Consider the following 21,717-nt stretch of genomic DNA (forward strand, 5'->3'; position numbering starts at 1 on the left):
CGCGCTCAGGCGGTGCGGCGGCTCTGCTGGTCGGGGGAAGTGCGAGTGGCCAGTGCAGTGGGCAGGTCGATATTGCCCCGGCTGTCGCGGCTGAGCGCCTGGTCGAACAGCACCCCGATGCGGTTCTCTGCGCACCAGCGCACTTCGGCGTCCACCGCCAGCCGTTCGGTCAGCGCCACGCGGAAGCGGGTGCCCTCGGGCACGTTCCACAGCCCCTCGATCAGGGCCCCGCGCGAGGACAGGTTGCGCACGGTGGCGTTGTAGAAATCCTCCCCGTGCTGCAGCACCACACGGCGCAGCATCGCCTGACGCGCTTCGCGCGAAAGGCGCGGGCCGGTGGGCGTGATCGCAAGCCCCTCTTCGAGGCGCGCGTCGGCTTCCTCGACCGAGAGAGGCTTGGAATAGATATAGCCCTGGATGTGGCTGCAGCCGTGGCGACGGATCAGATCGAGCTCGTCCATGGTCTCGACACCCTCGGCGGTCGTGTCCATCCCGAGCGCTTCGGCCAGGCTGCTGATCGCCGCGATGATCGCGCCGTTGCGACTTCCCGGGAGTGTCGCTCCACGTACGAAGCCCTGGTCGATCTTGATCTTGTCGAACGGCGCATTCTTGAGATAGCCGAGCGATGAGTAACCGGTGCCGAAATCGTCGAGTGCCAGCCGGACGCCGACTTTCTTGAGTGCGGCGAAAGTGGCGTCGGTGTTCTCGCCGTCGTCAAGGAAGACGCTCTCGGTAATTTCCAGTTCGAGCCGGGATGCCTTGATCCCCGTGCTGGCAATGGTGCGCGCAATCGTCGCGGGCAGGCCTGGGTCGGCAAATTGCAGGGGCGAGACGTTGACGGCGCAGCGGATCGTCTCGGGCCAGCGGGCCAGATCCTCGCACGCCTTGCGGATCGCCCATTCACCGATCGCCACGATGAGCCCTGCATCTTCGGCCACCGGTATAAATTTTTCCGGGCTGATCCACCCATGGGCGGGGTGCTTCCAGCGCAACAGCGCCTCGAACCCGGAAATGCGCTCGCTCACCGTGTCGATGACCGGCTGGTAGTGAAGCTGCAGGCTGCCACTGTCGACCGCGAGCCGCAGTTCCTCTTCCATCTGATTGCGCTCCTGCGCGGCAGCATGGAGATCGTGGCTGAAGATGTGATAGCGTCCGCGGCCCGCATCCTTGGCGGCATACAGCGCCAGGTCCGCGCTGCGAATTACGCGTTCGCTGCTGGTGCCATGGTCAGGGGCCATGGCAATACCGACCGACACGCCGATGACCATACGCTTCCCCTCGATCGAATAGGGTTGCGAGAGCGAATGAATGATCTCCTTGGCCAGATGCTCGATCTGGACCTCGGTACAGCGTCGGGGAATGATGATCTTGAACTCGTCGCCCCCCAGGCGACCGACCACGCCCATGTCGCCGATCACCTTTTCCAGTCGCCGGGCGACCTGCACCAGGAGCTTGTCGCCGGTGGGATGCCCGAAGGTGTCGTTCACATGCTTGAACCGGTCGAGGTCGAGCATCAGGATGGTGCACGCACGCCGGTTCTTGTCGCGGCTGGTCAGCAGCTTCGACAGGCCCTGCGAAAGCGAATGCCGGTTGGCCAATCCGGTCAGCGAATCGTACATCGCCAGGCGAGAGGCATGTTCGGCGCTGCGGCGGCGTTCGGTCAGGTCGGTGCCCGAGCCTCGGAAGCCGCAGAAATTGTCGAACCCGTCGAAGATCGGCCGGCCATTGATCGACCACCAGACGGCATCCTCGCGCGCACCGTCATTGCCGCGCACCGGCATGTCGTGAAACGCCGACTGCGCAGTGAAGTGGAACTTGATCGTCCGCTCCGCATCGCGTTCGTCCGGCTCGATCTCGAACAGGTTGGTGAAGATCTTGCCGTAGAGGTCGTCGATGTCGAATCCGTATCGATCGGCGAATTCCTGGGAAATATAGACGATTCGCCCATTGCAGTCGGTCTCCCAGAACCAGCCCTGCCCGGTCGCCTCGTATTCGCGCATGATGTCGATCGAGCGGTTGCGCAGCCGCTCGTCCGCCTGCCGCTCGACTTCGGTGTTGCGCTCGTGTCGTTCCTGGAAGAGCGCGATGCAGACCCCGGCGAGGGTGGCGAGAAGGAACGCAACCAAGACGGTAACGTCGCCACCGATGGCCATGTGACCGACGAAGGGAAGCCAAAGCCCGACTTTCAAAGACAGCAGCACGAAGGGCCGACCGCCCAGGAAGACCGCAGCCAGATTGCCCATTCCGATGATGGCAGCGAGGCCGAGGCTTTGCGGCAGCCCGCCATGCGCCATCCACTCCGAAAAACCGATGCCCACCAACAGATTCGGCAGCAACGCGAAGGCGGAGAAAACCGCAATGTCGCGCACCAGCCCTTCGCCCCGGATCGGGCGCGTCGCAAAAAACAGGAGGGATGCAAACAGGAATGCCACCAAGGCTGGCAAGGTGGGGAGGATACTGCCGATCAGTCCGCAGATCGCTGCGGCGACCAGCGTGACCCCTCCCAGAATACGCCACCGCTCGGGCAGCGCGGAGGTATCGATTTCCGGCACGTCCATGCTATCGCATGCGACCTTGTCTGCCTGCTTGCGCTCGGCCAGCTTCACGACACGGCGGCGCTTCTCGGCAGGTGCATCGGCGCCCGAAGCGCGGTCCTCCCGCAATGCCTGTCTGGGTTTCTGCGCGCTCGCGTCCATGCTCGGATATATCCCACGCACGCGCGAGGAAATGATGAACGGGAGTGGTTAGCGCGTCCTTAATTTGCGCTGCCAACGGGCCTTCGCGGTCATGACAGGGATTCCGTGACTTGTGTCGCCGCCCGCAGCCCGGCATCACCGCCTCGTGTTCGAACTCCGCCATCCGCACGCAGACTGCTCGCACTGCGGGAAAAAGCCGCCATTTCGGTGTAACTCCCGGCTTCTCAAGGCAAATTCAGTATGATCCCTTTCGCCGATATCGACATGTGCCTGCGTGGATGGGGACTGTTCGGCAGTCCGCCCACTACCACCAGCCGAAAGACAGGGCGGAACGGTGAACCCGGCGGGCCGCTCAGTGCGAAAGTAACTTTCGAAAAGGTTGACGGGCACACACTGCGCGTGGCGCGATGGCGACTCGACCAGGCCTCGGACAAGCCGCCACTGCTGTTCTTCAACGGCATCGGCGCGAATATCGAGGCGGTGGCTCCGCTGGCCGAGGCGCTGACCGAGCGCGGTTTCATCATGTTCGACATGCCGGGCACGGGGGAATCGCCCGATCCGTTGTTGCCGTACAACCCCTTTACGATGAGCTGGACCGCGCTCTCGCTTCTAGACCGCTTCGGCCTCGACGAGGTCGATGTCATGGGGATGAGCTGGGGCGGCTCCATGGCGCAGCATTTCGCGCTTCAGCACGGGGGCCATGTCCGCCGGGTGGTCCTCGCGGCGACCTCGCCGGGAATGCTGATGATCCCGGGCGACCCCAAGATGCTCGCCGAGATGGTCGATCCCTCCTCGGCCATAAACGAGATGCTGGTCGGCGAGTATTTGACCGCGATGGGGAACGCGGATGTGAGCAAGCTGGCGCGCAACACGATCGGCAGTATCACCGCGCCGAGCACCACGGGCTACTTTTACCAGCTGATGGCGCTGGCGGGATGGACTTCGCTCCCCGCGCTGCCTTTCCTCGACAAGCCGGTGCTTGTCATGATGGGAGAGAATGATCCGATCGTCCCTCTATCCAACGGGAAACTGCTGGCAGGCACGATCCCCAACGCGCGGCTGGAAGTGTTCGAGGACGCAGGCCACCTGTTCCTGATGACCCATCCGGAAAAATCGATCCGTCTGCTGCGAGAGTTCCTCGACGCGCCCGAGGATGCCTGAACCTAGCGACGCGAAGCCCCGCAGATACCCTCACCCGCAAGACGCCCCGCCTCGGCCAATGCCTCCGCGGCTTCCCGAGGACGGTCGGTGGCGATGATATCGACCCCCGCCGCGCCGAGATCGGCGTAGCGTTCGTCGATCCCCAGATCCCCGATCTGCCGATCGATCGATTGCGCGCCGCCCAGCGTGCCGAAAATCACCTCGACATCGCTCTCGTCCAGCGCCGCGTACAGGTCCGGCTGAGGCAGACGCGTGCCGGTGAAGGCCACGATACGATCGCTGGGAATGCCTGCCTCGATCGCCTCGGCCAGCGCGTCGAAGCGATTGATGGACAGCGAGATCGTCATGTCCGGTGCCAGCCGATGCAACCTGACAGCGGACGCAACGGAGTATGCAATCAGCACCACCGAATGCTGCATATCCGCATCGCGGATGGCGGCGATGGTATTATCGTATGAGGCAGACGGCTTGAAATCGATCTGCAGGACAGTTCGACCCTTTGCCCAGGCAAGCGCCTGGGCCAACGTCGGAATTCCGTAGGGAGTGGTCCAGCCCGCCTCATCGCGCAGGCGCAGCTTGGCGAGATCGGCCCACTGCTGCTGAGCTGCGGTCCCGCGGCCGGTCGTCGTACGATCGAGACGGTCGTCGTGAAGCAGGAACAGAACACCATCGCTGCTTTGCGCGACATCGATTTCCATGATCGCGGGCGCGGCATGGAGCAGCGCATCCATCGCCTCGATCGAATTCTCGGGCAGGCCGGGCGTCGGCCCTCCGCGATGCGCCGAAACGATCGTGCGCTGCCGGGCCTCCATGCAATCGAGGAACGCCGAGAGATCGCCCCCGGTATCGAGCGACCATGCGCGCGGTGTCTCTTGGGACACGGCAGGGACCGCGGTCAGCGAGGCCGCTATCAGCGACGGGAGCAGAAAAGCCTTCATGCGACGCGCCTACCAGCGCCGTATGACAGCTTCGTCTCTCAGACCCGCATCGGCATGAGGACGTAGAGCGCGGGCGAATTTTCGTCGCGACGGATCAGCGTGGGTGCGCCCGCATCGGCGAGGTGCAGTTCGACCATGTCGGAATCGATCTGGCTGAGGATGTCTTTCAGGTAATTGGCGTTGAAGCCGATCTCGAACCCGTCGGACTTATACTCCGCCGCGATTTCTTCCGCCGCAGTGCCGTTGTCGGGGCTGGTGACCGACAGCGTCACCTTGTCCGCATCGAGGCCCATCTTCACCGCGCGCGTCTTCTCGGTGGCGATGGTCGCCACGCGGTCCACGCCTTCGTAGAAGGCCTTGGGATCGAGCCTGAGCAGCTTGTCGTTGCCGGTCGGGATGACGCGGCTGTAATCGGGGAAGGTGCCGTCGATCAGCTTGCTGGTGAGGACAACGCCGCCCTCGCCGCCCAGCGCGAAGCGGATCTTGCTGGCCGAAAGGTCGACCTGGACGTTCGAATCGAGCGCCTCTTCGAGCAGCTTGCGCAGCTCCGCCACGGCCTTTCGCGGCACGATGACGTCGGGCATGCCGTCGGCGCCTTCGGGCCGGTCGATCGTGTAGCGGGCCAGCCGGTGGCCGTCGGTCGCCGCGGCCTTGAGCACGGGGCGCGCTTCGTCCGACACGTGCAGGAAAATGCCGTTGAGGTAGTAGCGCGTTTCTTCGGTGCTGATCGCGAAGCGCGTGCGGTCGATCAGTTCGGCCAGCTCGCGGGCGGGCAGTTCGAAGCTGGTCGGCAGTTCGCCTTCGACGATCACGGGGAAGTCGTCGCGCGGCAGCGTGGGCAGCTGGAAACGGCTGCGCCCCGCCTTCACCGTCATGCGGTTGTCGGCCGTTTCGAGGCTGACCTGGCTACCATCGGGCAGCTTGCGGGCGATGTCGAACAGCAGGTGCGCGGACACGGTAATCGCGCCGCCGCTCTCCACGCTCGCGGCGGTCATCGTCTCGACCACCTGCAGATCGAGGTCGGTCGCCATGACCTTGACCCCGCCGCCCTCGTCGGCGTCGATCAGGACATTGCTCAGGATCGGGATGGTGTTGCGCCGCTCCACGACCGACTGCACGTGGGACAGGGAGCGTAGCAGCGTCGCGCGTTCGATGGTGGCCTTCATCGGTCCTTCTCTCGTCTCATTTGCGCATCGGAAACAGCGGAACTCCCCCTTCGGGTCCGCCCAGCGCGAGAATCTTATCCGGTTTCCTTATCGCGCCTGCAAGCATGGGCAAGGATCAAGCGCGAGTCTGCCGGAAAAGCCGGGGATAAGGCGTTGAACGCGCTTAGGCCAGCGGTAGCTGCCCCTGAAGCACGTTTGCCACACCTCTGCACCCGTTTTGCCAGCCGTCAGCTCAACATCGCCATGCCGCCATTGACGTGCAGCGTCTGCCCGGTGACGTAGGCTGCCTCGTCGCTGGCGAGGAACGCCACCGCAGAGCCGATCTCGTCCCCCTCGCCCATGCGCCCCGCCGGAATGCGCGCGTTGATCGCGGCCTTCTGCTTGTCGTCTAGCGCATCGGTCATCGCAGTGCGGATGAAGCCCGGCGCAACGCAGTTGACGGTGATCCCGCGGCTGGCGAGTTCCTGCGCAAGGCTTTTCGACATGCCGGTAAGGCCCGCCTTCGCCGCAGTGTAGTTCATCTGGCCGGGATTGCCGGTCGCCCCGACCACGCTGGTGATCGAGACGATGCGCCCGGAACGCGCCTTCATCATCGGGCGCGCAGCGGCGCGCATCAGGCGGAAGGCGGCTTCGAGGTTGATGCGGATCACCTGATCCCACTCCTCGTCCTTCATCCGCATGGCGAGATTGTCGCGCGTGATGCCGGCGTTGTTCACCAGGATATCCATCTTTCCCAGCGTATCGATGGTGGCGGGCACCAGTTCCTCGACACTGTCCGGGTTCGACAGGTCGCAGGTGATCTCCACATGATCGCCGCCGACCTCGTCCTGCAACTGCTCGCGGAAGGCGCGCAGCTTGTCGCCGTTGGAACCCGACAGCGCGAGCCGCGCGCCCTGACCGGCAAGCGCCTTGGCGATGGCGGAGCCGATGCCGCCGCTCGCGCCGGTGACCAGCGCGGTCTTTCCTTCGAGTGAGAACATCAGCCGATCTCCTTCGCCACGGCTTCGAGGTCTTCCATCGTGATGCAGCTGGCGACCTTCGCGTCCTTGTCGGTGCGCAAGACCATCGGGCCGAGCACCTTGCCGCCAAGCTCCACGAAATGTTCCACGCCATCGGCGCGCATCGCGAGGACGCTTTCGCGCCAACGCACGCGGCCGGTGATCTGTTCGACCAGCAGCTTCTGCTCTTCCTTGGAATCGGCGACCTTGGCGGCGCTCACATTGGCATAGAGCGGCAGGTCCAGCGCCGACGGCGAAGTGTTCTCGAGCGCGAGCTGCATCCGCTGCGCGGCGGGCTTCATCAGCGAACAGTGGAACGGTGCCGATACCTGGATGCGCACGGCGCGCTTCACGCCGAAATCCTTGGCCGTTTGCAGCACGCGCTCGATCGCCTCGGCATGGCCGGAGAGCACGACCTGCGACGGGTCGTTGTCGTTCGCGATCTCGCAGACCTGGCCCTGCGCGGCCTCGTCCGCCAGCTTCTGCGCGGTCTCGATATCCGACCCCAGCAGTGCCACCATGCCGCCGACGCCGATCGGCACCGCATCCTGCATGGCAATGCCGCGCAGGCGCAGCAGCTTCGCGGTATCGCCCAGCGAAAACGCATTGACGGCCGCAAGCGCGGTATATTCGCCCAGCGAGTGGCCTGCGACGCACGAGGCGGCGTCCTTCAGCTTCACGCCGAAATCCTTCTCCAGCACCCGCAGCGTGGCGATGGCATTCGCCATGATCGCGGGCTGCGCGTTCGAGGTGAGCGTCAGTTCCGCATCGGGCCCTTCGCGCATCATCGCCGACAGTTTCTGGTTGAGAGCGTCGTCGATTTCCTGGAAGGTCTCGCGCGCGGCGGCGCTGGCGTCGGCAAGATCGGCACCCATGCCGACCTTCTGGCTCCCCTGACCGGGGAAGATGAAAGCTCGCATCTAAATCTCCTTGTTGGCCGCGGGCCTAGGAACCGCGCGCCGGGCTTGCAAGGCCGAAGGGGACGATCCGGTTCTCGGCCGTATGACCGATCTCGGCCCGCCCCAGATACGGAATACCCGCCCGCGCGCACCAGAATTCCGCGATTTCCTCGGCGCTCTGCCCGAACTCGCGGTCGTTTTCGGGCACGTTGGTGACGGCGCCGAGACGCAGGCCCGCGACGCGCGGCAGGGTGTTGGAAAGGCTGAAGAACAGCCGGTCGACGGCATACAAATGCTCGCTGACCTCCTCGACCATCACGACATGCCCGGAAAGATCGGGCAGCAGCGGCGTATCGACCAGCATGGCGAGCGTGATGAGGTTGAAGGCAACCGTCGGCGTCTTTCCGTCAAGGCTCGGCTCGAGCCCGCTGCCGTCGCCCGAGAACCAGCGCAGCACACGGCGCACCGCCTCGCGCCCGCGCTCCGAGCGCGCGCTGACCGGCATCGAGCCGTGGACCGGCTGGCCGATCCCTGCGCGGTAGAGTGCGGCGAGCATGTAGCCCATGTCCGAAAAGCCCACGTAGGTCTTCTGCCGCGCGGCATCGTTCATCTGCGCCACCGCCGCCTGCGCGATCCGGTTGGAGCCGTAGCCGCCCTTGGCGAACCACACCGCGTCGTATTGCGGGTCGTTGGCGCATTCGAGAAGGGCGGTCAGCCGTTGCAGGTCGGTACCGGCGAAGTGGCCCCAGCTCTTGAAGCATTGCGGGTGCACGTAGACGCTGTGTTCGGGAAATTCGTCGGCGACGAGCTGCTCGATCGCTGCGGCATGGTCTGGCGTGATGGCGGTGGCGGGCGCGCAGATGGCGATGCGGGTCATGGGCCTGCTGTACCCGCCAAACCCACCCCCGTCATCCCCGCACAGGCGGGGATGACGCTCACTTCTACCGAGCCTGGCCGCAAAAAGCGGGACCCCCGCCTGCGCGGGGGTGACGAGTTGATCTTATGCCAATAGTGCTCAGCCCATGACCGACTTCCCCGACCCGACCGCCGACCTCACTGCCCGCCCCTGGTTCTTCTGCGGGATCGGCGGATCGGGAATGCAGCCGCTCGCCGCGATCCTGAAGGGTCGCGGGGCGGAGGTCGCGGGATCGGACCGCAGCTTCGACCAGGGCCGCACGCCGGAAAAATTCGCCGCGTTGGAAGCGCAGGGGTTCAAGCTCTTCCCGCAGGACGGCAGTGGGATCACGCGGCCCGAGCAGGTGCTGGTGGCCAGCGCGGCAGTGGAAGACACCGTGCCGGAAGTGGTGCGAGCCAAAGAGCTGGAGCTTCCCCGCCTGACCCGTGCGGACCTCAACGCGGCGCTGTTCAACGCCGCCGAAACGGGCGTCGCCGTCGCGGGCACCAGCGGCAAGTCGACCGTGACCGGGATGCTCGGCTGGATTTTGCACCACGCAGGCCGCAATCCGACGATCATGAACGGCGCGGTGATGAAGAACTTCGTCAGCGACGACCGCCCCTTCGCCAGCGCAGTGGTCGGTGACGCCGACCTTTACGTGTCCGAGGTCGACGAAAGCGATGGTTCGATCGCGCAATACAAGCCCGCCGTCGGCATTCTCCTCAACGTCAGCCTCGACCACAAGAGCATGGACGAGCTGCGCCAGCTGTTCGGCGACTTTCTGGAGGCGTCGCAGCGCGGCGTGGTGAACGCCGACGACGAAGAGGCTTTCCGGCTGGTCGCGCACGCCAATTCGCCACTGACCTTCGGCGTGACCAATGGGTGCGCCGCGCTCGGCATCGTCGAGGGATCGCTGGCAGAGGGCCCGACGCGGCAGGCGGCGATGGTGCACGACAAGCGCGACGACAGCCAGCACGCGCTGACGCTTAACCTGCCGGGGCACCACAACCTCTCAAACGCACTTGCGGCGATTGCGGGGGCGAACGCGGCTGGCGTTTCGGTGGCCGATGCGGTCGCGGCGCTGGCCGAGTTCAATGGGCTGGCAAGGCGGTTCGATATCGTCGGCACAAGCGCAAATGGCGTGACCGTGATCGACGATTTCGGTCACAACCCGGAGAAAGCCGCAGCAACGCTGCGCACGCTGAAAGCACACGAAGGGCGCGTGCTCGCCTTCTTCCAGCCGCATGGCTACGGCCCTCTCAAACAGATGGGCGCCGAACTCGCCGAAACCTTCGCCCGCGAACTCGGCCCGGAAGATATCACCATGCTGTGCGACCCGGTCTATTTCGGCGGCACGGTCGACCGCTCCGAAGGCAGCGAGCGGATCGTCGACCTGATCGCGAAACACGGCGGCAAAGCCATCCACATCAACACACGCGACGGCTGCGGCGACTGGATAGTGGCGAATGCCCAGCCCGGCGACCGTATCGCTATCATGGGCGCGCGCGACGACACGCTGAGCGCCTTCGCGCGCGACGTGCTGGAGCGGCTGGGTTGAGCGTCTACCAGCGCGCCCGCCGCCATGCGCTCAAGATGCTGCTCGGCGTCGCGCTCGGCGTCGTCTTCATCATCGCGGTCGATGCGTGGATCGGCCATTCGAGCATCGCCTTCGCGGTCGTCATCTTCGGCCTGTTCATGGCCAATATCGGCATTCTCGGCTTCAATTGCCCGAACTGCCGCAAGAACCTGTTCTTCCGCGGACCGCTGATGCTGCCCTGGCCCAACAAGACCTGCAGCCGATGCGGAACCGACCTGACGAAAGTGCCTGCCAAGGCCCCTTAGTGAGCGCCCTCTTCCTCGCCATGCCCGAGGCCGAAAACCTTGTGCAGCACGAGGAAGATCACTGCGCCCAGCACCAGACCGAGAAGCGCCGAGGCCGCTGCATAGGTCACCCAGCCGAGAATGCCGCCGAGCGCGCCCGTGGTGCTCTCCACTGCGTGCTCCAGCCCATGGCTCGCATCGTAGAGCGTGTGGAAGCCCAGCTCGTGCGTGCCGTGCAGGATGATCCCGCCGCCGACCCACAGCATCGCGGCCGTGCCGACGACGGACAGAATGGTCAGGATGTGCGGCATGGCATTGAGCATCAGTTTGCCGACCTTCTTGGCGGTCTCGCCCGGCTTCTCCATCAGGTGCAGGCCGATATCGTCGAGCTTCACAATCAACGCGACCGCGCCATAGATGCCCACCGTCACCGCCAGCCCGACGAGCGCCAGCACTACCGCACGGGTGACGAAGGTCTCCGCCGCGACTTCGTTCAGCGCAATTGCCATGATCTCGGCGGACAGGATCAGGTCGGTACGGATCGCGCCCGACACGCGCTCCTTCTCGAACGCCGCCTTGTCCTCGATCGGCTCTTCGATCGTCTTGCCGTGCTTCGCCCCGCTCAGCTTCTCGACGATCTTCTCCGCGCCTTCGTAGGAGAGGTAACAGCCGCCCAGCATCAGTATGAAGACGATCGCCTGCGGCAGGAACTCACTGAGCAGCAAGGCGCCGGGTAGCAGGATCAGCAGCTTGTTTTTGATGCTGCCCTTCGCAATCTTGGCGATGATCGGCAGTTCGCGCGCCGGGCTGAATCCGGTGACGTAGCTGGGCGTGACCGCCGCATCGTCGATCACCACGCCGGCGGTCTTCGATCCCGCACGGCCGGCAGCTGCCGCCACATCGTCGACCGAGGCCGCCGCTGCGCGCGCGATGATCGATACGTCGTCCAACAAAGCGGCGAGGCCACCGGGCATTGCAATTCCTTTTCACATTCTGCCTATGCCACGCCAACGCGGCAGAAGCGTCTTTGGCACCGCAAGAGCGCCAAGCGAAGCCTTGCATTATCCCTCAATCCCGCTATGTGCCCCGCTTCCCTGCTGTCGGCGACGGCTGGCAGTGGGGAAACCAAGAAAGCCGGAGGGGCCCCGCGATCCGCGCGGATCAGCCAGCGATCGGCAGCAACGTGAAAGGACAAGGGATGGCTCTTTACGAGCACATTTTCCTTGCGCGCCAGGATTTGAGCCAGTCGCAGGTCGACGCTCTGGCAGCGCAAGCCACCGAAATCATCGAGTCGAATGAAGGCAAGGTCACCAAGACGGAGACCTGGGGCCTCAAGAACCTCGCCTACAAGATCGACCGCAACCGCAAGGCGCACTTCGTGCTGCTGAACGTGGAAGGCCCCGGCAGCATGGTTGCCGAGCTGGAGCGCCAGACCCGCATCAACGAAGACGTCATCCGCTACATGACCATCCGCGTGGACGAACACGAGGAAGGTCCCTCGGCGATGATGCGCAAGAACGAACGCGATTCCAAGAAGCGCCGCGAGCGCTCGGATCGGGGAGACGACTAATGGCCCGCCCGTTTTTCCGCCGCCGCAAGACCTGCCCGTTCTCGGGCAAGAACGCACCGGTCATCGACTACAAGGACGTGCGCCTGCTGCAGGGCTTCATGTCCGAGCGTGGCAAGATCGTGCCCAGCCGCATCACCGCCGTCAGCGCGAAGAAGCAGCGTGAACTCGCCAAGGCGATCAAGCGCGCGCGCCACATCGGCCTTCTTCCCTACGTCGTGAAGTAAGAGGAGCGAGACACATGGATATCATCCTCCTCGAACGTATCGGCAACCTCGGCTCGATCGGCGACGTTGTTACCGTGAAGGACGGCTACGCCCGCAACTTCCTGCTGCCGCAGAAGAAGGCGCTGCGCGCCAACGCCGCCAACAAGAAGGTGTTCGAAGCCAACCGCGAACGCCTCGAAAAGGAAAACGCGGAACGCCGCGGCGACGCCGAAAAGGCTGGCGAGAAGATCGCCGGCGCCGAAATCGTCCTGATCCGCGCGTCCTCGAACGCCGGCCAGCTGTACGGTTCGGTCAACGTGCGCGACATCGTGGCGGGCCTCGAAGCCCAGGGCCACGAAGTCGACAAGCGTCAGGTCGTCATGGGCAGCCCGATCAAGACGATCGGCATGCATGACGTCACCGTCGCGCTGCACCCCGAGGTGCACGTGACGGTGAAGGCCAACGTCGCCCGTTCGGACGACGAAGCCGAGCTTCAGAGCCAGGGCGTCGACGTCCTCGCCCAGCTGTTCGAAGACGAACAGAAGGAAATCGAGGAAGCCGCCGCGGCGAACCAGACCGACCCCAATCTCGAGCCGGGCGAAATCCCTGCCGAGCTGATGGAAGACGGCGTTTCGACTCCGGAAGACCAGACGACCACCGAGTCGCTGATCGAGGCGACCGAGCCGGACACGAGCTCGGACGAGGTCGAACCCAAGAGCGAGTAAGCCCTACGGCGCGAAACCGCCGGCCATACGACGCCACACGAAAGGCCGCTCGCATCTCCCGATGCGCAGCGGCCTTTCCTTTTGCACGCCAAATGGCCTTCATCGCGGGTGCCATCTTGGCGCTGTCACGCGACGCGGCTAGGACGCGGAGCAATGCTATCCATCGACCAAGCCCTCGACGCGCTCGAAGCGCAGTACGACGCCGCCGTTTCCGCCCTGCGCGCGGACATCATCGCCTTCGTGGAACGCGGCACGCTGCCGGCAGAAAGCGCGCGCGCCGGACGCTACACCTATCCGCGCCTCTTGCTGCATTACGACGGCAGCGAAGCTCACAATGCACAGAGCCGCGCCTTCGGCCGTCTCGGCATGGCCGGCACCTACGCCACCACGGTCACCCGCCCGGCGCTGTTTCGCGCCTACCTGCGCGCTCAACTGGAGCTTATCGAGAGCGATTACCCGGTGCGGCTGGACGTGCAGCCGTCGGAGCAGGAAATTCCCTTCCCCTACGTGCTCGACGGTGAAACCAGTGCGCAGCTGACCGGCGTCACACCGCAAGACATCGCACGTCACTTCCCGCATACCGACCTCGCCGATATCGGCGACGAACTGGCCGACGGGATCGAGCTGACCGAACCGGATCAGCTCATTCCGCTGTCGCTGTTCGATGGGTTGCGGACCGATTTCAGCCTTGCAAGGCTGGCGCATTACACCGGTACCGATCCCGAGCACTTCCAGCGCTACGTCCTGTTCACCAACTACCACCGCTATGTCGATGAATTCGTCGACTGGGCGGGCGCGCGGCTGGGCGAGGACGAGTGCAACGCGCTTGCCGGCCCCGGCGGGCTCTACCTGACCGAGGCGACCGAAAACGCCTCGCAGCAGCTTTCCGACGCGGCATGGCGGCGGCACCAGATGCCCGCCTACCACCTGATCGGGAAGGACGGCGAAGGGATCACGCTGGTCAATATCGGCGTAGGGCCGAGCAATGCGAAGACGATCTGCGATCACCTCGCGGTGCTGCGGCCCGAGGCGTGGCTGATGATCGGCCACTGCGGTGGTCTGCGCCCGAGCCAGAAGATCGGCGACTACGTGCTCGCCCATGCCTACCTGCGCGACGACCATGTGCTCGACCCCGTGCTTCCGCCGGAGATCCCCCTGCCCGCGATTGCCGAGGTGCAGCAGGCGCTGGCGGCAGCGGCGGAGGAGGTTTCCGGCCGGCACGGCAGCGACCTCAAGCAGCGGCTTCGTACCGGCACCGTGGTCACGACGGACGATCGCAACTGGGAACTGCGTTACGCGCTCTCGGCCAAGCGCTTCTCGCTGAGCCGCGCGGTCGCGATCGACATGGAAAGCGCGACCATCGCCGCGCAGGGCTTCCGCTTCCGCGTGCCCTACGGCACGCTCCTGTGCGTATCGGACAAGCCGCTGCATGGGGAAATCAAGCTGCCCAAACAGGCGAACACCTTTTACGAAGAGGCGATTGCGGGACACCTGCAGATCGGGATCGGGGCCGTGCGCCATCTGCGCCGCGAAAGTCCGCGCCTCCACAGCCGCAAGCTGCGCGCTTTCAATGAACCGCCCTTCAGGTGAGTGTTGCCAGCGCCGCGCGATCCTGATCGACTGCGCCAAGGACCGAACTGGCGCCGTCCTACCTTTCGAATCTCGCCGAGCAATTTGGTTTTCTCGCGAGTTTTCTTGGTGGATTCTCCGCGACCGTTTTCGCCACTCTGTTCACACTGACGGAGAAGTCTCGTCCGGCGAGCTGTGCCATCGCCCTGGCGGCGATTGCGGCGGTGTTCTTCATTGTCACGGTTTCGGTCAGCATGACCCTTCTGGCCGCAACGCATCCGGACGCTCCTGAGAACATCGCGAACTCGTCGACAGAGGGCCAACGTATTTTCGTAGGGCTGACCTTCATTTTCGGCCTCTACTCATTGCTCGGCGCCATCGCCGCGAGCGGCTGGATCCGGTCCCGAAAGCTTGGATGGACAACCACCTTGGCAGCGATGTTCGGTGCAGTCTGCGTGATCGCGCAGGCCTCACCCGACTGCCTGGGCGTCGCCGGACGCGAAAGCGCCCAGTTCCATGATGCTCGCGGCCTTCCCGTAGAAGTAGCCCTGCCCGTATTCGCACTGCATGAGCTTCAGTATATTGCGCTGCTCCTGCGTTTCGATCCCTTCGGCGATCACCGAAATGCCCATGTTCTTGGCCATCCCGATCATCGCCTGCACGATCGTGCGCGACTGATTGTCACTCTCGATCCCCTGCACGAAGGAAAGGTCCAGCTTGACCTTGTCGATCGGAAAATCGCGCAGGTGCGACAACGACGAGTAGCCCGTTCCGAAATCATCCAGCGCGATGCTGACGCCCGCCCGACGCAATTCGTCCAGAACCGACTTGATCGGATCGGTCTTTTCGACCGACAGCATCGTCTCGGTGACTTCGAGCACGATCAGGCCCAGGTCCACCTGATGTTGCGCGAAAGTGGATTTGAATCGGGAGGCGAAGTCCCGCGAAAGAAGATCGGCTTCGGTGGCATTGACGCTGATGAAGCTGAGATCGGGGAAAGCCGAAACGAGCAGCGCGGTTTCCTTGGCCACCATTTCCAGCATGTGCTGGTCGATCTTGCGCGAGACTATCGGATCGAGAAGCGCAGGGGCGACCTCGCCGGCGGTCTGGACGATACCTTCGGGTGAGGTTATCCGCATCAGGGCCTCGAAGCCTACGGTCTTTCCCGAACCGAGATCAACCACGGGCATGTAGCCCGCGAACATGCGCCCTTCGGTAATCGCCTCGCGAACCTCGTCGATGGCCTGCTGGCGCACCGCTCCCATCCGGTCGAAAGCCTCCGAATACACCGTCAGGCTGCCGCGCTCGGTGTGTTTCGCATGGTATAGTGCGGTGTCCGCGCGCCGGATCGTTTCCTGGGGACCGAGGTCCTTCTCGATCGAGGCCATACCTGCGGTCGCACTGATCTCGAAGCCTCGCCCGCCGATGCGGGAGCAGTGCTTGACCGCTTCGAGCATGCGTTCGGCGGCACGCCGCGCGTGACCGGCGATCTGATAATTGGGAAGGATAACTGCAAATTCATCGCCGCCCCATCGGGCAACGATTGACCGCGCCGGAGCCGCCGCGCCAAGACGCTCGGCGATCTCGACGAGGATGGCGTCGCCGGTGAGGTGGCCGAAGGTGTCGTTGAGATCCTTGAAGCCGTCCAGATCCAGCAGAACCAGGCTGCTGAATTCGCAGTCGGGCTCGATTTCGCCGATCCGCTGCTTCAAAGCCCGGTCGAAGGCCGCGCGATTGAGCATTCCGGTAAGCGAATCGTGGCTTGCTGCGTGGCGCAGGGCCAGTTCGTTGCGATAGCTATCGGAAATATCCTGTATCACCCCGACGAGGCGGGCCGGCCGCTCGCCATCGCTGCCGATATACTCACCCGCCGAACGCACGCGCTTCATCGTACCATCGCCGGCCACAAGGTCGGCATCGAAGGCGTAGGAACCACCTTCGTCGATCGCCCGGGTCACGGCGTTGTACACCATATCGCGATCTTTGGGATGATAATGGTCGATACACGCCTCGATCGGCGGCACCTCGCCATATTCCAGGCCATAGATCGAAAAGACCTCCGTCGACCAATGCAGCGTGCCGCTTTCCACCTCGATCTCCCACGCTCCGATCTTGGCGACGCTCGCGGCCTGGGCCCAGAGCCGGTTGGCCTTGGCGAGCGTCTCGTTCTGGGTTTCGAGGCGGGCGTGGAGTTCGGCTGCCTCCACGCTGACCGCGTGCAGTCGCAGCAGATCCTCGACCGTAGCAGCATGTTTCAGCAGCTCGGCGATATGGCTCTCGCCGAAGCGATGGGGCCGCGAGTCGACAAGGCACAAAGCGCCCAGATAATCCCCGCACTTGAGGCGTATCGGGACCCCGACATAGGAGCGGACAAACGGCGCCCCCGTCACGATCGCGTTCCGGGCGAACGTCTCATCGACATGAGTGTCGTGAATCAGAAGGGGGCTTTTCTGGTCGACCGCGTGGCGGCAAAAGGACATCTCGATCGGCAGTTCGCTGATCTCGGCCCCAGTCCGGGCGAGGTAACCCTGTCGTGCCGGCTCAAGCATGGTGACGAGCGAGGCGTCGCAATCGAATTGCTCGGCACATTGCTCGACCACGCGATCGAGCGACTGCTGGACGCCGTCATCAAGCTTGGAATAAAGCCGCAAAGTGTCTTCCGACGGCGCGCCCATCGCCTGCCCTTCCTCATTTCCCTCGCTTTTCAGCGCTTGAATCAGTGAATGGCAGGTAAACCGTTAGGAAATGCTTTCGAAACCAAGCGAATATTGGCTGGGTCACGTGAGCTCACACGGGTATCGTTAACCCCGCCCCCGCGGGGCAGTTGGAGAAGGAGGAGGGTCCTAGCCCGCTCCCTTCGTCTTGGTCGCGCCGATCTTTGCATGGGCACTGATGAAGTCGATGATCTGGCCGGCGATATCCTTGCCCGTTGCCGCCTCGATACCCTCCAGCCCAGGCGAGGAATTCACCTCCATGATCACCGGGCCGTGGTTGGACCGGAGCATATCCACACCGCAGACATTCAGCCCCATGCGCTTTGCCGCGCGCACCGCGGTGCTGCGTTCTTCGGGCGTTATCTTGATCAGCTGAGCACTGCCGCCACGGTGCAGGTTGGACCGGAAATCGTCCGCCGCGCCGGTACGCTTCATTGCCGCGACCACCTTGCCGCCGATCACCAGCGCGCGGATATCGGTGCCGCCCGCTTCCTTGATGAATTCTTGAACCAGGATGTTGACGTTCGCCCCCCGGAACGCCTCGATCACCGACTTTGCCGACGACATCGAGTCCGCCAGCACCACGCCGATGCCCTGCGTGCCCTCCAGCAGCTTGATGACCACCGGCGGGCCCTTGACCGCGCGGATGATCTCCTCCGCTTTCTTGGGATCATTGGCATAGGCAGTCAGCGGCAGTCCGAGGCCGTGCTTGGCGAGGATCTGCAGGGACCGCAGCTTGTCGCGGCTGCGCCCGATGGCGACGCTTTCGTTCAGCGGCCAGCAGCCGCGCATTTCGAACTGGCGCAGGATCGCGAGCCCGTAGTTCGTCACAGAGGCCCCGATGCGCGGGATGACCGCGTCGTATCCGATGCACGGCTCGCCATCGTAATAGACCTCGGGCTTGTGGCTGGCGATATGCACGGTGCAGCGCAGCGTGTTGAGCCAGTCGATCTGGTGCCCGCGGGCCTCAGCCGCCTCGACCAGCCGCTTGTGCGAATAGAGGTTGGGGTTTCGGGCAAGCAGCGCGATTTTCATGGTTTATGGCCTTTCACCGGATCTCTGCCGGGGGACTGGAGCCAGGAATTCCCCGAATCGACAACGAAACGTCTTCGGAGCGCACTTCTCCCTACCAGCATCGGGAATTTCATGTCGCTACGATCTGCTAGACTGATCTCTGCGCGAAAGGTTTCCTCCCCGATTGTGAGCGGCGTCTTTATGACATAACGCAGCTGGGTTTCGCCGTTCGAACTGGTGATGCCGCGCACGTCGACATGCACTGCCTCGCATACCTGCATGACCCTGGTGCCGGGGAAGAACACCTCGAAGCGGACGAACTTTTCCCCGTCGCGCCGAAATTCCTCGATAACCATGCCGTGCAATGAACTCGTGCGCGCGCCGCTGTCGATCTTTGCGGGCACGCCTTTCAGCCCGAGTTCGGGCAGTTCGACCAATTCACGCCATCCGACCGTAATCACTGTGCGGGCCTGCGCTTCACGATCGCAAGCCCGTCGCCGCCATCGCCGGTCGCGATACGGCGCAGGACGCGGCCGCTCTTGTAATCGACCTCTGCCACGGTGTCGGTCCCCGTTTCGGCGACATAAATCCGCTCCCCGTCGGGCGACCACAGGATGGTGACTTGGAAGCGGGCCTGCGCAGCGTCAGGCTCGTCCACCGCGATCGTGCGGACGACTTCTGACGTGTCGAGGTCGATTACCGAAAGGCTCGCGTCGGCGAGGTTGCTCGTGACCGCGACGTCGCCCTGCGGACGGATCGCGAGGCGCAGCGCGAAGCGGCCGACATCGATCGTATTGCGCAGGTCCAGCGTCGCCGGATCGAGCTCGTACGCTCTGTTCGATCCGCGTGCGGAGACCCACAGCGCCTCGCCGTCGGGCGACAGGTCGATGCCTTCGGGCTCTTCGCCGATCGCCGCCGAGAGGGGCGCACGTCTGGTGATGAGGTCCACCAGCGTCACCGTGCCGGAGCCGAGGTCCATCGTCCACGCGTTGCGCGCGTCGGGCGACACCGCGAGCATGTGGCTGCCATCCTGACCGGTGGCGTATTCGAGCTTCCGCGGCTCGCTGCCGAGAGGGTCTTGTATCCAGTAGATGGATTTGCGCCCCTCGGCGGTGACGTAGATGTCGCCATTGGGGTGCCATTCGATACCGTGCGGGCGCGCACCCTCCCCCAGCACCAGATCCCGGACGCGGGTCAGATCGTCCGCCTCGAAGATCGCCACCTCGCGTCCGCCGTAGCAGGCGAGGGCGACGAACTGACCGTCGGGCGAGGTCGCCAGCTCGTGCGGAGTGGCGCAGGCTTCGACCCGGCGCACCTCATCCCCGGTGGCGAGGTCGATCTGCGAGAGCGTATTGCCGCGCTTGTTCGCCACGAACAGTGTTCCCGACGGCATATCCTGGGCGGTCGCGGCCTGGGACCGGCATCTGCCGCAGACCGGCTGAGCGCAGGCGGCGAGAAGCCCCCCTGCGGCGCTTGCAAGGATGAACGCCCTTACCACCCGGTCGGCTTGCCCTCGTTCTGCTCGTCGAGCCATTCCTTCAGCGGCGCGAAATATTCCATCATCGCCTCACCGCTCATCTCGCGAGTGCCGGTGAAGGCTTCGAGTGCATCGGGCCACGGCTCGCTCGCGCCCATTTCGAGCATCGCGTCGAGCTTCTGCCCCACCTCCTCGTTGCCGTAGAACGAACAGCGATGCAGCGGCCCTTCCCAGCCCGCCTGATCGCAGGCGGCCTTGTAGAACTGGAACTGCAGGATCCGCGCGAGGAAGTAGCGGGTGTAGGGCGTGTTGCCGGGGATGTGGTACTTCGCGCCCGGATCGAAGGCGTCGGCGGGCCGCTCCACCGGCGGGGTGATGCCCTGGTACTCGCGCTTCAGATCGTGCCACGCGGTGTTGTAAGTGGCCTGCGTGATCGACCCGTCGAACACGCCCCAGCGCCACTTGTCGACCAGCAGGCCGAAGGGCAGGAACGCGACCTTGTCCATCGCCTGGCGCAGCAGCAGGCCGATGTCCTTGTCCGCACTGGGCACGTCCGCGCGGTCGAGCAGGCCGATCTGGACCAGATATTCGGGCGTGATCGACAGCGCGATAAAATCGCCGATCGCTTCGTGGAAGCCATCGTTCGCGCCGTTCAAGTGCAGGTAGTCCTGCGCGTTATAGGCGCGCTGGTAGTAGTTGTGGCCGAGCTCGTGGTGGATGGTGACGAAATCGTCCGCATTCACCTTGATGCACATCTTGATGCGGATATCGTCCTTGTTGTCGACGTCCCACGCCGATGCGTGGCACACGACTTCGCGGTCGGCCGGCTTGGTGAACATGCTGCGTTCCCAGAAGGTCTCCGGCAGCGGTTCGAAGCCGAGCGAGGAATAGAACCCCTCGCCGATCTTCACCATGTCGATCGGGTCCTGGCCCTGCGCCTGCAGCAGCTCGCCGATGTCGTAGCCGAGATCGCCCGCGCCTTCGGGTGCGACCAGCGGGTAGATATTGCCCCATTCCTGCGCCCACATATTGCCGAGCAGATCCGCCCGGATCGGGCCGGAAGCGGGCTGGATGGCGTCCCCGTACTTCGCGTTCAGCTTGGTGCGCACATAGGTGTGGAGCGACTGGTAGAGCGGCGCGACCTCCTGCCACATCCGCTCCAGCTCGTCGGAGAATTCCTCGGGCGGCATGTCGTATCCCGACCGCCACATCGTGCCGACATTGTCGAAGCCCAGCTCCTCCGCGCCCTCGTTGGCGATCTCGACCATGCGGGCATAGTCGTCCTTCATCGGCGCGCCGACATTGGTGTGCCAGCTGGCCCACATCTCCGCGTATTCCTCGGGCGTATGGTCGAGATTGCCCATCTCGGCCTCGATATCCGAACCGCTGATTTCTTCGCCGTTCAGCGTGCCCTTGCCCTTGCCGTACTGGCTGTTGAGGCTGGTCGCGATCTCGTTCAGCTCGGTCGCCGCGCCGTCGGCGGTCGGTGCGGGCAGGACGATGCCGTTACGCAGGATGTCGAGCTTGCGCGCGACCTCCGGGTCGAGCCCGTCGACCTCGGCATATTTCGCGGCTTGGAGCGCGTAGTTGACCGATTTCTCGGTCCCCTCGGCACCCACCTGCGCCGCGAGCGCATCGGTATCGTGCGTGATATAGGTCGCATTGACCCAGTATATTTGGCTGGCCCGCACCGAATAGCCGAACAGGTCCGTCTCGACCATCGCGACCCAGTTGGCCGCGCCCTCCGGCGTCATCGGATACTCGGCCATCGCCGCTTCGGTTTCGCCGCCCACGTGATGGTCGGCCAGAGCAGGCGTTGCGAGCGTCGCGGCGGCAAGCGCGGCGAGCGAGACAGAGAGAAGCTTCATCGG

The 21,717-nt window shown here is 64.3% G+C and carries 19 protein-coding genes; 7 read left to right on the plus strand and 12 right to left on the minus strand.

The features are described 5' to 3' along the window. Nucleotides 1–5 precede the first annotated feature (5 nt). On the minus strand, nucleotides 6–2,696 hold the full coding sequence (locus DL238_RS13765; RefSeq protein WP_234031116.1) for an EAL domain-containing protein: 2,691 nt from the start codon (nucleotides 2,694–2,696) through the stop codon (nucleotides 6–8). A gap of 240 nt (nucleotides 2,697–2,936) precedes the next feature. On the opposite strand from DL238_RS13765, the gene DL238_RS13770 reads away from it, so the two are divergent. Next, on the plus strand, nucleotides 2,937–3,857 hold the full coding sequence (locus DL238_RS13770; protein WP_115493031.1) for an alpha/beta fold hydrolase: 921 nt from the start codon (nucleotides 2,937–2,939) through the stop codon (nucleotides 3,855–3,857). Nucleotides 3,858–3,859: 2 nt separating this feature from the next. Here DL238_RS13770 and DL238_RS13775 read toward each other — a convergent pair whose 3' ends face one another. The 5 genes from DL238_RS13775 to DL238_RS13795 form a co-directional block, all read right to left on the minus strand. After that, nucleotides 3,860–4,795 carry a glycerophosphodiester phosphodiesterase family protein gene (locus DL238_RS13775; protein ID WP_115493032.1) on the minus strand — a complete coding sequence of 312 codons (936 nt, stop codon included), beginning with the start codon at nucleotides 4,793–4,795 and terminating at the stop codon, nucleotides 3,860–3,862. A 38-nt stretch (nucleotides 4,796–4,833) separates the two neighbouring features. Then, nucleotides 4,834–5,961: a DNA polymerase III subunit beta gene (gene dnaN / locus DL238_RS13780; RefSeq protein ID WP_115493033.1), complete on the minus strand. Its 1,128-nt coding sequence runs from the start codon at nucleotides 5,959–5,961 to the stop codon at nucleotides 4,834–4,836. 227 nt (nucleotides 5,962–6,188) lie between these two features. Next, the gene (gene fabG / locus DL238_RS13785) at nucleotides 6,189–6,941 is read right to left on the minus strand and encodes a 3-oxoacyl-[acyl-carrier-protein] reductase (RefSeq protein ID WP_115493034.1); all 753 of its coding nucleotides are present in this window, start codon (nucleotides 6,939–6,941) and stop codon (nucleotides 6,189–6,191) included. Further along, nucleotides 6,941–7,879 carry an ACP S-malonyltransferase gene (gene fabD, locus DL238_RS13790; protein ID WP_115493035.1) on the minus strand — a complete coding sequence of 313 codons (939 nt, stop codon included), beginning with the start codon at nucleotides 7,877–7,879 and terminating at the stop codon, nucleotides 6,941–6,943. Before fabD ends, fabG begins: the two co-directional genes overlap by 1 nt. Before the next feature lie 25 nt (nucleotides 7,880–7,904). Next, nucleotides 7,905–8,735 carry an LD-carboxypeptidase gene (locus tag DL238_RS13795; protein WP_115493036.1) on the minus strand — a complete coding sequence of 277 codons (831 nt, stop codon included), beginning with the start codon at nucleotides 8,733–8,735 and terminating at the stop codon, nucleotides 7,905–7,907. A 145-nt stretch (nucleotides 8,736–8,880) separates the two neighbouring features. Between DL238_RS13795 and DL238_RS13800 the strand changes: the two genes are divergently transcribed. Both DL238_RS13800 and DL238_RS13805 read left to right on the plus strand, forming a co-directional pair. Then, on the plus strand, nucleotides 8,881–10,311 hold the full coding sequence (locus tag DL238_RS13800) for a glutamate ligase domain-containing protein (RefSeq protein ID WP_115493037.1): 1,431 nt from the start codon (nucleotides 8,881–8,883) through the stop codon (nucleotides 10,309–10,311). Further along, nucleotides 10,308–10,595, plus strand: a complete 288-nt coding sequence (locus DL238_RS13805; RefSeq protein WP_115493038.1) for a hypothetical protein — start codon at nucleotides 10,308–10,310, stop codon at nucleotides 10,593–10,595. The genes DL238_RS13800 and DL238_RS13805 overlap by 4 nt, the downstream gene beginning before the upstream one ends. On the opposite strand, the gene DL238_RS13810 is transcribed toward DL238_RS13805, so the two are convergent. Then, entirely contained in the window at nucleotides 10,592–11,548 is a 957-nt protein-coding gene (locus DL238_RS13810; protein WP_115493039.1) for a DUF808 domain-containing protein, read from the minus strand. The two genes, DL238_RS13805 and DL238_RS13810, sit on opposite strands and share 4 nt — an antisense overlap. A 224-nt stretch (nucleotides 11,549–11,772) precedes the next feature. Between DL238_RS13810 and rpsF the strand changes: the two genes are divergently transcribed. From rpsF to DL238_RS13830, 4 genes are all read left to right on the plus strand, one after another. Continuing rightward, on the plus strand, nucleotides 11,773–12,144 hold the full coding sequence (rpsF, locus tag DL238_RS13815; protein ID WP_115493040.1) for a 30S ribosomal protein S6: 372 nt from the start codon (nucleotides 11,773–11,775) through the stop codon (nucleotides 12,142–12,144). After that, entirely contained in the window at nucleotides 12,144–12,368 is a 225-nt protein-coding gene (gene rpsR / locus DL238_RS13820; RefSeq protein ID WP_010240048.1) for a 30S ribosomal protein S18, read from the plus strand. Before rpsF ends, rpsR begins: the two co-directional genes overlap by 1 nt. Before the next feature lie 14 nt (nucleotides 12,369–12,382). Beyond that, nucleotides 12,383–13,072 (plus strand): 50S ribosomal protein L9, encoded by a 690-nt coding sequence (rplI, locus tag DL238_RS13825; RefSeq protein WP_115493041.1) that lies wholly within the window; start codon nucleotides 12,383–12,385, stop codon nucleotides 13,070–13,072. A gap of 153 nt (nucleotides 13,073–13,225) precedes the next feature. After that, entirely contained in the window at nucleotides 13,226–14,662 is a 1,437-nt protein-coding gene (locus tag DL238_RS13830; protein ID WP_115493042.1) for an AMP nucleosidase, read from the plus strand. Between the two features lie 449 nt (nucleotides 14,663–15,111). Here DL238_RS13830 and DL238_RS13835 read toward each other — a convergent pair whose 3' ends face one another. The 5 genes from DL238_RS13835 to DL238_RS13855 all read right to left on the minus strand — a co-directional run bounded on the left by DL238_RS13835 (nucleotide 15,112) and on the right by DL238_RS13855 (nucleotide 21,714). After that, nucleotides 15,112–17,316, minus strand: coding sequence for a putative bifunctional diguanylate cyclase/phosphodiesterase (locus tag DL238_RS13835; RefSeq protein WP_115493043.1), 2,205 nt, complete (start codon nucleotides 17,314–17,316; stop codon nucleotides 15,112–15,114). Nucleotides 17,317–17,484: 168 nt separating this feature from the next. Continuing rightward, nucleotides 17,485–18,390 carry a 30S ribosomal protein S6--L-glutamate ligase gene (rimK, locus tag DL238_RS13840; protein WP_115493044.1) on the minus strand — a complete coding sequence of 302 codons (906 nt, stop codon included), beginning with the start codon at nucleotides 18,388–18,390 and terminating at the stop codon, nucleotides 17,485–17,487. Continuing rightward, a complete protein-coding gene (locus DL238_RS13845; protein ID WP_115493045.1) occupies nucleotides 18,387–18,830 on the minus strand; it encodes an ATP-dependent zinc protease family protein in 444 nt (147 codons plus the stop codon). The genes rimK and DL238_RS13845 overlap by 4 nt, the downstream gene beginning before the upstream one ends. Beyond that, complete coding sequence (locus tag DL238_RS13850; protein WP_325048449.1) at nucleotides 18,827–19,903, minus strand: YncE family protein; 1,077 nt, start codon at nucleotides 19,901–19,903, stop codon at nucleotides 18,827–18,829. Before DL238_RS13850 ends, DL238_RS13845 begins: the two co-directional genes overlap by 4 nt. Then, nucleotides 19,861–21,714 carry a M2 family metallopeptidase gene (locus tag DL238_RS13855; RefSeq protein ID WP_115493047.1) on the minus strand — a complete coding sequence of 618 codons (1,854 nt, stop codon included), beginning with the start codon at nucleotides 21,712–21,714 and terminating at the stop codon, nucleotides 19,861–19,863. Before DL238_RS13855 ends, DL238_RS13850 begins: the two co-directional genes overlap by 43 nt. Between the last annotated feature and the right edge of the window lie 3 nt (nucleotides 21,715–21,717).

This window comes from Alteriqipengyuania lutimaris (assembly GCF_003363135.1).
Lineage (GTDB): Bacteria > Pseudomonadota > Alphaproteobacteria > Sphingomonadales > Sphingomonadaceae > Alteriqipengyuania > Alteriqipengyuania lutimaris.

Excerpts from the sequence above, each read along its gene's own strand:
- DL238_RS13770 (WP_115493031.1), top strand. The coding sequence starts at position 2,937 with ATGATCCCTTTCGCCGATATCGACATGTGCCTGCGTGGATGGGGACTG.
- DL238_RS13850 (WP_325048449.1), bottom strand. The coding sequence starts at position 19,903 with ATGGCTCGACGAGCAGAACGAGGGCAAGCCGACCGGGTGGTAAGGGCG.
- DL238_RS13775 (WP_115493032.1), bottom strand. The coding sequence starts at position 4,795 with ATGAAGGCTTTTCTGCTCCCGTCGCTGATAGCGGCCTCGCTGACCGCG.
- DL238_RS13830 (WP_115493042.1), top strand. The coding sequence starts at position 13,226 with ATGCTATCCATCGACCAAGCCCTCGACGCGCTCGAAGCGCAGTACGAC.
- DL238_RS13810 (WP_115493039.1), bottom strand. The coding sequence starts at position 11,548 with ATGCCCGGTGGCCTCGCCGCTTTGTTGGACGACGTATCGATCATCGCG.
- rpsF (WP_115493040.1), top strand. The coding sequence starts at position 11,773 with ATGGCTCTTTACGAGCACATTTTCCTTGCGCGCCAGGATTTGAGCCAG.
- rimK (WP_115493044.1), bottom strand. The coding sequence starts at position 18,390 with ATGAAAATCGCGCTGCTTGCCCGAAACCCCAACCTCTATTCGCACAAG.
- dnaN (WP_115493033.1), bottom strand. The coding sequence starts at position 5,961 with ATGAAGGCCACCATCGAACGCGCGACGCTGCTACGCTCCCTGTCCCAC.
- rplI (WP_115493041.1), top strand. The coding sequence starts at position 12,383 with ATGGATATCATCCTCCTCGAACGTATCGGCAACCTCGGCTCGATCGGC.
- DL238_RS13835 (WP_115493043.1), bottom strand. The coding sequence starts at position 17,316 with ATGGGCGCGCCGTCGGAAGACACTTTGCGGCTTTATTCCAAGCTTGAT.
- fabD (WP_115493035.1), bottom strand. The coding sequence starts at position 7,879 with ATGCGAGCTTTCATCTTCCCCGGTCAGGGGAGCCAGAAGGTCGGCATG.
- DL238_RS13800 (WP_115493037.1), top strand. The coding sequence starts at position 8,881 with ATGACCGACTTCCCCGACCCGACCGCCGACCTCACTGCCCGCCCCTGG.
- DL238_RS13795 (WP_115493036.1), bottom strand. The coding sequence starts at position 8,735 with ATGACCCGCATCGCCATCTGCGCGCCCGCCACCGCCATCACGCCAGAC.
- fabG (WP_115493034.1), bottom strand. The coding sequence starts at position 6,941 with ATGTTCTCACTCGAAGGAAAGACCGCGCTGGTCACCGGCGCGAGCGGC.
- DL238_RS13765 (WP_234031116.1), bottom strand. The coding sequence starts at position 2,696 with ATGGACGCGAGCGCGCAGAAACCCAGACAGGCATTGCGGGAGGACCGC.
- DL238_RS13855 (WP_115493047.1), bottom strand. The coding sequence starts at position 21,714 with ATGAAGCTTCTCTCTGTCTCGCTCGCCGCGCTTGCCGCCGCGACGCTC.
- rpsR (WP_010240048.1), top strand. The coding sequence starts at position 12,144 with ATGGCCCGCCCGTTTTTCCGCCGCCGCAAGACCTGCCCGTTCTCGGGC.